Consider the following 12,019-nt stretch of genomic DNA (forward strand, 5'->3'; position numbering starts at 1 on the left):
GGAAACAAATACAATTGCTGGTTTGGTATCCTTAAACCTAAGCAAATTCTCGGCAAAATTTAAACTAGCTCCCCGAAACCACTTGGCGTCGCGCATACTATGCCCATTCGCGCAAACCTCGTCCCATGGCTTCTTAGCCCTTATGTCGCAAAATTGCCAAACCGCAGGCCAAAACTGCTCAGGGTAAGCTATAGACCATTTATACAAATCTTTATAACAGGAAAGCTTGCAATTCCAAGAGTTGCTAACAGTCTCCATAAAGGCCGTTAGGTTAGCCGTTGCGACGCCTTCAGGGGAAGGCACCCAAAGTGACTTGGGCATTATGTTTAAAATCCTTACTAAAGACTTTCACGCCATTGCTGAAGTTACATGCAGTGCATAAAGAGCTGTCATTAACGCCAACAATGCACTTGACGTAACCACAACGACTCTATCAAAAACAGCATTTCGCGTCCATTCAGATAACGCAAAAAAGGCGGGGAACATCACCATGGCAAAGCGCGCCATGGATTGAACAGTGCCAGTGTTTAGCATAAACGCCAATGGCACTATCAAAAATAACGCCCAAGTGTATTGACGCTTAAACAAAAAATAAATACTAGCGGCAAAAACGAAAACACCACTTCCTAGGTTTAATAAAATAAAATTCCAGCCAATCATAAGCTTAAGTGGATGCGCAACTATTTCGGAAAACAGTCCCATCAAGTTCATCTGACCCCGACCCCAGGCTAATTGATTGCGGTAAAAGGCCAATGGATCCGTAGTAAGTATGTACATGAGCCACATAAATCCAACTATTCCAATGGGAGCCAATAGTAGGAATGCCAAAGCATGTCTGGTAAACAAAATCCCTCTTTCCTTTAGCGCCATACACACTGCGGGCAACATCATAGCACCCGTTGGCCGCGTAGCTATTGCTAAACACAGGAGAACGCCACTAACGATATATTTTTCGCGCCGCAAATAATAAAACGCTACTACCGATAGGAAGAAGAATAGCGACTCAGTGAGCGGAACCGAAAAAAAATAACTCGTAGGATACAGCGCAACGAACCAAATTGCTCGATTTGCGCTAGCTGCACTAAGCCCCAAAAGGCATTGAAGCCGATGCATGAACACGAGTCCAAAGAAAAAACAAACATTGGAAATGATTAAGCCAGCAAGCAGATGATTCCCAACTATTGCACTTGCACACTTCATCAACAATGGGAAAAACGGAAAGAACGTCCAGTTGCGAGCCTTATCGGACGGGGAAACTGCCTCATCGTACCCATTAATCGCTATACCAACATACCAGGAAGCATCCGCACTAAGCGCAATCTTTCGCAGGGAATCCAAAACCTTAACTGGATTTAAATCTATATTCATGTGATAATTGTGACCCTCTCTAGCATAGTGCTTCTCGAGCACTATCTGAGAGGAAAGAATTGCAATACTTGCGATTAGTAGGCGCGAAAAGAAAAATGCTTTTAGTGCTTCCGTCGTTGATATATTAAGGATGTGTCGCATTGTTTATACCGTTAAAAAAGCATTTTCGGAAACGGTATTAGTTTTACTTGAGATAAAATGAAACATCAAATATTTTCCGCCAAGAATTTTGCTAAAATACTCGTCTGCGATGACGACAAGGATACCCGCTCAATAATTGCCCAATCGCTTGCTGCAAGCGGACACATCATTGCTGAAGCTGACAGCGGCGCGACTGCCATGGATTACTGCAACAAGGAACTTCCAGACCTAATCGTCATGGACGTAATGATGCCGGAGGTTACGGGAATTGAATTCGTAAAGTGGTTTAAGCAGGCTTTCTCGGATCGCTTTGTGCCAGTACTAATGCTCACGGCTTTAAGCGAGGTAGAAGACTGTGTCGAAGGTCTACAGAGTGGAGCTGATGATTATCTCACGAAACCGTTTAATGTTAAGGAGCTTCAAGCTAGAGTGGAAGCTCTATTGAGAACGCGAAAATTAACTGAGCAAATTTACAAGCAGAAGGAGGCGTTGGCTAGACTTAACGACGAACTCACAAATGCGCAAAATTCACTAGTTAGAAAAGAGCGACAACTCGCCATGCTCGAACTAGCCGGCGCAGCGGCGCATAATTTGAGACAACCAGTAACTACGATTCTTTTGAAATGTCATTTGCTGGAGTCGGAGATTGGCAAACTTATACATAAACCGGAGGAAGCCAGATCGCTTGTTACTCACGTCATGAGCATTAAATCTGAGTGCGATTTTATGAATGAAATATTAACCAAGTTAGTTGCAGCGAAGTCCGATAATACAAAAAACTATATCGGTGACACTAATATTGCCGATCTGGCAACAGATGAGTCCACTTAATAGCTAATACGACATACATACAAGGCTAACATTAAATGTCGGCATCCTTTATCTACAACACGGATATTAATTCTCTAGCTACAAAAGCTGTTTCACTGCTCTTTAATTTTGTCTCGTCCCATTGTAACGAGAAACAACTTGTCATTGGAGTTTCTGGCGGTCGTAGTATTATTCCAATACTTGAGAAGTTGATAGAAAAGCGCGATGAGTTGGTCATAGAATCCTGGCGTAGGCTTGAGTTTTTTTTGATTGACGAACGCATAGTTGAACCAGATTCAGAGCACTGCAATTTTTTACCAGTTGGCAAGTTTTTTCAACAACTCGTATACGGGGGCTTTCTATCAAATCAACAGCTACACCCATTTCGCTGTAATCTCGCCAATCCAGAGGAAGGGATTAGAAGTTATCAGCGTGAGCTCGAACTGCTTGGGGGACGGTTCGAAGCCATAATTTTAGGCGTCGGCGAGGACGGACACATTGCAGCCTTGTTCCCCAATAGGTTTTTAGTTTCCGACACGGAATCTAAATTTATTATCATTAATAACGCTCCGAAGCCACCGCCAGAGCGCATGAGTTGCAGCGCTAATTTAATCACCGCAGCTAACTTTGCAATTGCGCTTTTTTTCGGAGAAGCCAAGCGCAATGCGTTAAAAAGCTATTTTGAGGACACGACTGATGTAGTAGATTGCCCGGCCAAATTGGTAAATGCGGTTTCACAGTCATACGTACTTAGCGATATTAAACCTTAAAAGCTCTCTGTTGTTTATGATTCAGGTAGTAAAGCTCAATAAATCTTATGGCCATCACGTGTTGTTTAGCGACGTCAGTTTTAGCCTAGGAAAAAATGAAAGGATTGGCCTGGTGGGAAGAAACGGACATGGCAAAACTACTTTGCTGCGAATTATCGCGGGCACTGAAACTGCCGATGAAGGACAGATAATTGTACCGCAGTGCTACAGGATTGGTTATCTCACTCAGCACTTGAATTTTACCAAAAGCACTGTTTTAGAAGAAGCATCCCTCGGAATTGATGTTTCAGACGAAACCTGGGGAAATACTTACAATGTCGAGTCAATTCTACTCGGCCTAGGTTTTTCCGTTGAGGAATTTTCTAAAGACCCTCGTAGTTTTTCTGGCGGTTTCCAGTTAAGGCTCAATTTGGCCAAGCTATTAGCCTCTAAGCCGGATTTGCTGTTACTTGATGAGCCAACTAACTACCTCGATATACTTTCGGTAAGGTGGCTAGTGCGCTTTTTACAGAACTGGAGAGGAGAGATTATGCTTGTAACTCACGAGCAGGAATTTATGAACCAAGTTAGCACTCACATCATGGGCATTCATCGCGCCAAAGTGCGAAAAGTTAAAGGGGACACGGCTAAATATTACGAGCAGCTTTTTAAAGACGAGGAGATATACGAACAAACCAGGCTAAATCAGACAAAGAAAAGAGAGCAGACTGAGGCGTTTGTTGAACGTTTTCGCGCCAAAGCTTCAAAGGCTCGTCAAGTTCAGTCCCGCTTAAAGGTTTTGGAGAAAACTGCCACGACGGCTAAACTTGAAGATATTAAGTCACTGGAGTTTCAGTTTGCATGGACTGAATTCCCCGGAAAATGGCCCATGGAACTGCGAGACGTATCTTTTTCTTATGATCGCAATAGCCCTCCTCTATTTTCTGGAGTATCCCTCAGCGTTGGAAAAAGGGATCGAATTGCAGTAATCGGAAGAAACGGCAAGGGAAAAACGACATTGCTTAGATTGCTCGCCAAGGAACTAGAACCCACGGCTGGTGAAATTACTCATTCAGATAACTTAAAGCTAGGTTATTTCGGGCAGACAAATGTCAATCGCCTAGATCTAGAAAAAACAGTTGAAGAAGAAATTGTAAGTGTAGTGCCAAACAGCAATCGAGGTCTTGCCCGTTCGCTTTGTGCTGCCATGATGTTTGAAGGAGATGCGGCGCTAAAAAAAATACGAGTATTATCTGGAGGCGAGCGGAGTCGAGTTCTAATCGGCAAAATACTTGCAACTCCCTGCAATTGTCTTGTTTTGGACGAGCCGACCAATCATCTCGATCTGGAATCTACGAATTCGCTATGCACGGCCCTGGAGCGATTTAATGGCGCCGTAATTATGGTAACTCATAGCGAGATGCTGCTGCATAGACTGGCTTCGCGCTTAGTCGTTTTCGACAACGGCGATGCTTTCGTATTCGAGGGAAGATATGTAGATTTTTTAAAACGCATTGGTTGGCGGGACGAGCAAACAAATGCCAATGGAGAAACGGAAGCCGTTAGTTCAAAAAGCAAAAAGCTTTTGCGCCAACAAAAGGCCGAGATAACAACTCGCCGCAACCAGGTTTTAGTGCCACTAAGGAATGAAATCGGCAAAATTGAGACGGAAATTTCAGAATTAGAAAAAAATGAGAAGGAACTACTCGAATTGATTTTGCAAAATTCTCAAAACAACAACGGGAATAAAATTGGCGAGCTTTCGAAAAACCTAAAAAACTGTAGAGATAGATGTCAGCGCCTTTACGATAAACTCGATTCTAAGACACAAGAACTTGATGGACTGGTGGAGAAATTTGAAAACGAACTACAAACGCTAGGTGCAAAATGAACACCTGATAATCTTGAACATTTTGATTATTGCCTTCGATTAATATATACAATACGCTTGGTCGATAACAAGCCCGTTAATTTGGTTGACTAATCATAAGTACATTAACATGCCCAATAAAAGCATTTTCTACCGAGAACCGATAAAAGTATTACTACTTGAAAATATTCACTCTTGCGCTAAGGAACTGTTCGAGAATCGTGGCTACGTGGTACGGGAAATTCCTCGTTCGCTCTCGGCAGAAGAGTTAGCGGAAGAAATAGTAGATATTAACATCCTCGGGATCCGCTCTAAGACAAAGGTTACACAAGAGCATTTGGAGCGTGCCAGCGAGTTGTTGGCCATTGGTTGTTTTGGTGTTGGGACTAATCAAGTTCCGCTGGAAGCAGCCTCTAAAGGCGGAGTTGCAGTTTTTAATGCCCCATTTAGCAGCACTAGGAGTGTGGCGGAATTGGCGGTAGGCAATATGATTGCATTAGCGCGAAGAATAGCGGACTCAAGCGCAAAAATGCATAATGGCTTATGGGAAAAGAGCGCCTCTAACTGCATAGAAGTGCGAAATAAGGTTATAGGGATCGTTGGCTATGGACATATAGGACAACAGGTTGGGCTGCTTGCTGAAGCTGTGGGCTTACACGTAATTTTTTTCGATCAGCTAAAAAAACTGCCTTTGGGTCGCGCAAAACCAGTGAGCTCTTTTTCTGAACTATTGCAACAGTCCGATTTCGTGAGCCTACACGTTCCAGCAAAAAAGGATTCTCGTCCATTAATGGATGTCGAAGAGTTTGGCCGGATGAAAAAGGGCTCATATTTGATTAATCTCGGCCGCGGAAATTTAGTAAACCTCCAAGCTCTAAAACAGACCATAGCGAGTGGCCATATTGCAGGGGCTGCTATAGACGTTTATCCTAAGGAACCCAGCAGTAACAAAGAAGAGTTTCGGTGCGAGCTAGCTGGTGTTGAAAATATTATTTTGACTCCCCACATTGGGGGTAGCACTCGGGAAGCCCAGAGAGATATTGGCCTAGAAGTGTCGTCAAGTCTCATAGATTTTGTCGACACCGGAAATTCTCTTGGAGCGGTTAATTTCCCAGAGGCCAGTTTAACCCCCTCACAGGATACTCACAGGATACTAAATGTTCATTCGAATGTTCCGGGTGTCCTTACCCACATAAACGAGATCGTTTCTAGCGTTGGTGCTAATGTGGAAGCGCAGTATTTAGTCACTCGCGATAAAATTGGTTACCTCATAATGGATCTAAACAAAGAACTATCGAAAAGTGTAAGCGAGATGATTAGCAAACTGCCCACGAGCATTAAGACGCGGGTGTTGTACTAGCGCATTAAATAGGCTCATCAAAGTTATCTCCGATGCCTAATTAATTTGCATCAATTCTACTGCTTAAGTTGCCTTTTCACTGCACTACACGCAATCCAGTTGGCGATGCAGGTGGTGTGTTGTCAGTTACTAAGCCCGGTGGTGGAAGTTTCCAATTACCCCTCATGGAACCCATGTAAACATAGCTATCCCACGGATTTACTATGAGAGAATCTATATTTAAATGCACACCGAAATAATCCCTGGTAATATTGATCCAGTTATTGCCATAATCGGTAGATCGAAAAATCCCGCTCGAATTTCCAAATGGAGAAAACATTCCGACATAGACAACATTAGGACTCTTTGGATCCACAGCCACAGCAATCGGCCTAATAATTCCGAATTGATCCTTATAAAGTCCGTTTGCCTCGCTCTTTAGTGTAGCGGTTCCTCCATTTGCCACAGTGTTTGTTATTACATAAACCCCTCCGCCACTCGGTATCATCACATAAATCCTATTCTCGTTATTGGGGTCTACGGCCATTTGAGAAAACCATCCAGCCGAAGAGCCTACGAGAGCAGGATAAGGCGTAATCCAGTTAATGCCGCCATCGATTGATTTGTAAATTATATGATTATCATTCGCATCTCTGCCAGCAGAATAGACGATGTTGCCATTTTTCGGATACATCGCCAACACGCTTCTCGATAGCGCAGTAAATGCATTCGATGTTTGAATATTGGCGAACTTAAACTTCTGCGCGTAAATAATATTATTATTTTGAGGATGAAGAAACATAGCTTTGTATTTATCATCGGTTCCGGCAATCTTGGTAAAACTACTTCCTCCGTCTCTTGAAACAATTACGCCTTGAATATCCCAAGAACCGTTTACACTAACCATCAGATTGCCTTCTAAAACTCCAACAAAAGTATTGCTGCCGGCCGGGATTGACCGAAAGGTATCACCCTTAGTATCCGTCAAAACCGCTCCATAATCATGAAACAACATAGCAAACTTATTGGAGTTAGTTTTATCCCAAGCAATTGGGACCGCGCTCATAATACCGGAAGCGGAACCTGTGTAGCCCGTGGAAGAATATTTCCAGCTTACCCCTCCATCGCTCGTCATAATCGGTTCTTCGGCTTGATTATTGGTTACGGCAACATCTCTATTGGTAGGATGAGTGGCAACTGGACTGCTGTATGAATGTCCTTTTCGTCCTGTATACCAAGTTCCCATAAGTGACCCAACTATGCCATCCTTGTCCATAGTAACAGGCGCTTGCCAACTAGCGCCTCCATTATGCGAGTAGAAAAAGCCGTAATTTGAATCGTTTAAATCCGGATCTTTATAAGTAACATAGATGTAATTTGGGTCTGCCGGACTTACAGTCAAATCATAAGCCCTGTCCACTAAATTGAGACCGCTGTTTGCGGGACTGAAATTTAGACCCCCATCGATGGACTTATAAACCCCACCAACTCCGACTGAAACATATATCACTAAGGGGTAAGTCTTATTTATTTCAACTTGGTAAGGCGCACGTGGCAGGCCATTTCCAATCTTGGCGCTCGACACAGAACTGCTATCAGTGACCTTGACTAACCCGGCATTCGTAGTCATGTATAAAATCGATGGATTGCTCGGACTAATTTCGATGTCATAGATTCCGCCCATTGCTACTCCACCAATTAATATTGTTTGAGGTATAATCGTCGTCCATGTATCGCCACCATTAATCGATTTTAAAAGTCCGCTATTATGCGTAGCGGCATACACAGTATCGGTTCCGGAAAAAGCAAACATATTAGCGCCCTTGGAACGCCGATCTCTGTAAATCGCTGCTTGCTTAACCAATGTCCAATTCTCCCCACCATCTTTTGTCCTATAAATGCCTTGAAGAGCTCCAGGAAGCTGGGTTGATCCTACAGTCATATCCGAGCCAGCCGCAAAAACGATATTCGAGTTATTTGGCTTAATGCCAATTGACTGCCCCCCAGTCGAACCAAATCCTCGTGGTTTCATTTTCCAGCTGTTTCCGCCATCAACGCTCTTCCATACTCCTGATGTGTCAACAATAAGATAAAGGATCTTGGGATCTGATGGCGCATATTTAATATCCTGAACGGCCTGCCAACCCTCCCCTCCCGAAAGCCCCAAGCTTTTTTGCAAAGCACTTCTCAAAGGCACCTGCTGCCACATATTTGTACTTTGCTGTCCATAAGCTTGGTCAACACAAACATGCGGATAAGCGGCAAAAACAACTACGCAAAATACACTAAGTCTCAAGAAACATAAGATTTTCATTTGTCTCGTCCATTTGTTTAAATTGATTACCAGCCTACCCATTTTAGGAAAAAACAGACTGAAATAACCTAATAAAATTAACTTCTCGCAATCTTAAGCACCGCCTCGATCGCCACAGCAAGAATTATACCAAAAACAGCATCGCCGTTTTCCGATCCTAAGCCTGAGGTGAACCCATTCTGCATTTTCAATAGGCATTTATACTAGTGCAAAATGACGGCTTGGATAAATCAATGCCGAGTATTTGAGTAACACTTAATAGCAACTCTTTTAAAGATGCCTAGCGAAGCTCATATATTTCACATACTCTTTTACGACCTTTGAAATCTCTTAAATCTGCTTTGCTATCAATCAATTTCATAGCTTTTAGTTGAGCAAGAATAGATGAATCAAGATTTGCTCTTTCTGCAACTAAAAGATTGATGACAAAATACTTAGTCCCGGATTTGATATATTCCGTTAGAGGATATTCACTTTGGTAAGAAAATCCTTTCCTAGCACTAAAGTACTCCAGTGAATTATACCTTTCACTGGAGGCTAGTGTAACTATTAAGTCATCCTTGTCTGTAACTTGAGAAATCAGTTCCGCGCACTCATGAACATCCTGATTCGGCTTAGTAGCTTTAATAAACGATTTAATCGATAGACCATAAGTCAAGAAAATTGCCGTAATAAAAACAACTACGGCTAAGTCCTTTCTCGATTTAATTTTTTCTAGATAAACCCATGCCCAATTTAGTGCGTTCCCTGTTGCTATGAATAGAGGAGCAATTATTACTAGCATGTAGTAGTCATGGTAAATAACTTTATCGGCAGTAGCTAAAAGAAATATAAAACTAAGGGCTACCCAAGGCATTACCCACCAATATTTTTTGTTACAACAATCTAAAGATTTATATTTAACAATGATCCAAATAATTAGCACAAGAAATGGAAGAATCCCCAAGTATCTGATTAAATACCCTAAAATAGCAAAATAGAATTCACTACTACTAAGCATTTCTAGCTTTCTATAGAACGAGTGAGAATTCATCTCCTGATGGCCCGATTGCATAAATGAGAAATAATGCCAAACGAGCACTGGTATAGTTGCTGCCAGAGATCCAAGACATGCCAGAAATTTTTGATTCCATTTTGAGGATCTCTCTACTGCTAGAGCTAATAGCAGTGGTGCAAATAGGATAGCATACGATTTAAATAATCCCGCGAATGCAATGGCTGAGGCTGCTTTAATAGAGCAACTAGTTTTTTGAAAAAATTGAGGATTTGTAATACAGCTAAGCGCGTACGCTATTAAAGCAGCCATTGGCATATCGCTCATCGTTGCTTGTCCATAATATAAAATTGGAAAAGAAATTAGAGCTGACAAAACGCAAAAAATATTTGTTTGATTTGTTCCTGCTAAATTTTTGCTAATATTAAAAATCGAAAGCAGGAATACACCAAGAAAAGCTATTGTTAGCACTCTAGCTAGACGGATATGGGTCTTAGGATTTTTAGAAAGAGATGCGACTACAAGATGATACAAAGGAAATTCCTCGTATATTGTAAATTGATCCTCTGTGGAATTAATTTCTGAATTTCGCCAGCTCAGCAAACTGGTCACATCTTTTGGATACAAAATATTACCAATATCTTCGGCAATAGACTTGATAACTGCTAAAGTAGTAATCTGGTTCCAGCTATGAAGATATCCAGTGGGTTCATTCTTAAATCTCAAGCCAATTAGCAGAATACTGGCAAAGGAAATTATCAGGAATAATAATCTTATTTTCTTGTTCATAGACTAGATCTATTCTGTTTTGTCTGGCGAGCCGAGTGATTTGAAATATATTGGGAAACCGCTTTCTGCAACTACTTTGCCAAAAGCCGAAGCTTAGGGCTTCCCGTGCTAGCACCTAAACGGAGGGAGTTGCAACCTTTCTTAGCTCCTCGAGTATTCTTCGATAGATATCGCGGTTCTTCGTCGCCAAATCTAGGGGCGACTCTCCAGCTTCGTTCTCTTGTACAACGGCACCATTCTCTAACAACAGCTTAACGATGCGGTCATAGCCCTTTTCCGCCGCCATATGGAGCGCAGTCGTTCCCCGATTATTCTTAGCATTTACATCGGCACCCTCGCCTAACAACGTCCTCGCAGCTTCGAAATCACCGACTCCGCACGCATGGTGTAGCAGCGTAAAACCACTATTATCCCTGCTGTGAACCGTTATCCCTTCCTTGCCAAACTGCCCAAAGGCTCTAAACTTCGCAGAGACGTCCTTAAAGGATTTTATTCCTTCCACAGCTTGCTCGACTGAAGATGGCTCCGATCTAGACTTTGACCAATTCGCTATACTGCTCGACTGTCTAGCACACTGCTCTAACTCGTCGCATATCCGCTCATATACATCGCACCTCTCATCTGCTTCAGACAGAGGAGTTCTGCCAAACTCATCCTCTAGTAAAACCGCCCCCCTACTCACCAATAGTGCAACCATGCTGTCGTTGGTATAATCCACAGCAGCATGCAAGGCGGTCATACCCATATCGCCTCGGGAGTTCACATCCGCACCGGCATCTAGAATTAATCTAACGTGCTCAACGCCACGCCGGGCAGCGATATGTAAAGGAGTATCGTCGTCAAAATCCCTTACCTCTATAGACGCGCCTTCCTCTATCAGATACTCCACCAACTCCGAGCTACTACCGTATCTTACGGCAACAATAAGAGGCGTCAGCTCCCATTCTCCCAACGCGTTAACGTCTGCTCCGGCATTGACTAGAATTCTTACCGATTCCAAATCATCAGATTCGCAGGCTGCATGTAGCAGAGTGTCACCCAGACAATCCCTACTGTGAACTGTGATCGCGGGGTCATTAAAAATGCGCCGATCCGCATAAACATCCAAGACATCTTGGAGGCATCTTTTTTCTCTCATAAGTAAAAGCCTTAAGGTCTACTAGTCGCAATGCTCCGCCAGCAACCTACGAAGCTTTTCAATTCTTGGCAGCAATTGGTTTTTAATATGCTCGACATGTCTCCCTTGCCACCACTTATCGTCCCATGCCTCCCTTAGCTTTATACAATCTTTCTCCCGATCTAGGCTCCACTTCCAATATTTGCACTGGTCTTCCTGCTTCCTCGAACCAGGAGGTGCCTTTTCATCACATCTGTCTTTATATGTCTTACGCCCCAACTCTTTCGATTCCGAGGTCACCACCGCAAGGGCCTTAGTAACCGGATCCAGCTGCTCACTAGCCTCCGCTGTAACAGAGCCGTCAGGATTCTTGATCTCCTTAACGTCATCCTTGTTCGCCAGCTTCATTATGATGCCAAGTGCGGCAAAAGCCGTTATGGCATTCTTCCCAGCAGGAAGGCCAAACCTCGAAGTCTCGGCATACACCTCGAGCTGCATCGAAATGCCCTTGCGCGCCCACTGGACGAC

The 12,019-nt window shown here is 43.1% G+C and carries 10 protein-coding genes; 4 read left to right on the forward strand and 6 right to left on the reverse strand.

Annotated elements, in window-relative coordinates:
- Both IT291_04335 and IT291_04340 read right to left on the reverse strand, forming a co-directional pair.
- On the reverse strand, window positions 1-321 hold a 321-nt coding region (locus IT291_04335; protein MCC6220453.1), incomplete at its 3' end, for an acetoacetate--CoA ligase.
- A 27-nt stretch (window positions 322-348) separates the two neighbouring features.
- Entirely contained in the window at window positions 349-1,509 is a 1,161-nt protein-coding gene (locus IT291_04340; GenBank protein MCC6220454.1) for a hypothetical protein, read from the reverse strand.
- Window positions 1,510-1,566: 57 nt separating this feature from the next.
- Between IT291_04340 and IT291_04345 the strand changes: the two genes are divergently transcribed.
- From IT291_04345 to serA, 4 genes are all read left to right on the forward strand, one after another.
- Window positions 1,567-2,340: a response regulator gene (locus IT291_04345; protein ID MCC6220455.1), complete on the forward strand. Its 774-nt coding sequence runs from the start codon at window positions 1,567-1,569 to the stop codon at window positions 2,338-2,340.
- Window positions 2,341-2,375: 35 nt separating this feature from the next.
- The gene (locus IT291_04350) at window positions 2,376-3,089 is read left to right on the forward strand and encodes a 6-phosphogluconolactonase (protein MCC6220456.1); all 714 of its coding nucleotides are present in this window, start codon (window positions 2,376-2,378) and stop codon (window positions 3,087-3,089) included.
- A 16-nt stretch (window positions 3,090-3,105) separates the two neighbouring features.
- Window positions 3,106-4,959, forward strand: a complete 1,854-nt coding sequence (locus IT291_04355; GenBank protein ID MCC6220457.1) for an ABC-F family ATP-binding cassette domain-containing protein — start codon at window positions 3,106-3,108, stop codon at window positions 4,957-4,959.
- 109 nt (window positions 4,960-5,068) lie between these two features.
- Entirely contained in the window at window positions 5,069-6,298 is a 1,230-nt protein-coding gene (gene serA / locus IT291_04360; protein ID MCC6220458.1) for a phosphoglycerate dehydrogenase, read from the forward strand.
- A gap of 76 nt (window positions 6,299-6,374) precedes the next feature.
- Here the strand turns inward: serA and IT291_04365 are convergent, their stop codons facing one another.
- From IT291_04365 to IT291_04380, 4 genes are all read right to left on the reverse strand, one after another.
- Window positions 6,375-8,591, reverse strand: coding sequence for a hypothetical protein (locus tag IT291_04365; protein MCC6220459.1), 2,217 nt, complete (start codon window positions 8,589-8,591; stop codon window positions 6,375-6,377).
- A gap of 280 nt (window positions 8,592-8,871) precedes the next feature.
- Entirely contained in the window at window positions 8,872-10,374 is a 1,503-nt protein-coding gene (locus IT291_04370) for a hypothetical protein (GenBank protein ID MCC6220460.1), read from the reverse strand.
- Window positions 10,375-10,489: 115 nt separating this feature from the next.
- The gene (locus IT291_04375) at window positions 10,490-11,512 is read right to left on the reverse strand and encodes an ankyrin repeat domain-containing protein (protein ID MCC6220461.1); all 1,023 of its coding nucleotides are present in this window, start codon (window positions 11,510-11,512) and stop codon (window positions 10,490-10,492) included.
- A 21-nt stretch (window positions 11,513-11,533) separates the two neighbouring features.
- On the reverse strand, window positions 11,534-12,019 hold a 486-nt coding region (locus tag IT291_04380), incomplete at its 5' end, for a hypothetical protein (protein MCC6220462.1).

The organism is Deltaproteobacteria bacterium, assembly GCA_020845775.1.
Lineage (GTDB): Bacteria > Bdellovibrionota_C > UBA2361 > SZUA-149 > JADLFC01 > JADLFC01.